We start from the raw sequence: 260 nt of genomic DNA on the forward strand, positions 1-260 counted from the left end.
TCCATCCCGGGGGCGCTGCTGGATCCGATCCTCTGCGTGGTGAACAAAATCATCCCGTGCCTCGATGGGGCCGGGTATGACGACTGCACCGCGAAGCTGATCCTGATGTACGCCGCCGCGCTGATGGCGACATCGTCCGGCGCGCGCCGCATCAAATCGCAGGGGGCGCCGTCTGGCGCGTCACGCTCGTTTGAATACGGCCACGACAGCATAACCTGGCTGCGCGATTCACTGGGCCGCCTCGATACCAGCGGATGCAC

The 260-nt window shown here is 65.0% G+C and carries 1 protein-coding gene; it reads left to right on the forward strand.

Features of this window, described 5'->3' with window-relative positions:
* A partial coding sequence (locus tag N7568_RS24200; protein ID WP_261612221.1) for a DUF7370 family protein occupies positions 1-260 on the forward strand: 260 nt, incomplete at both ends.

It is taken from the genome of Paenarthrobacter aurescens (genome assembly GCF_025421775.1).
Classification (GTDB): Bacteria; Actinomycetota; Actinomycetes; order Actinomycetales; family Micrococcaceae; genus Arthrobacter; species Arthrobacter aurescens_B.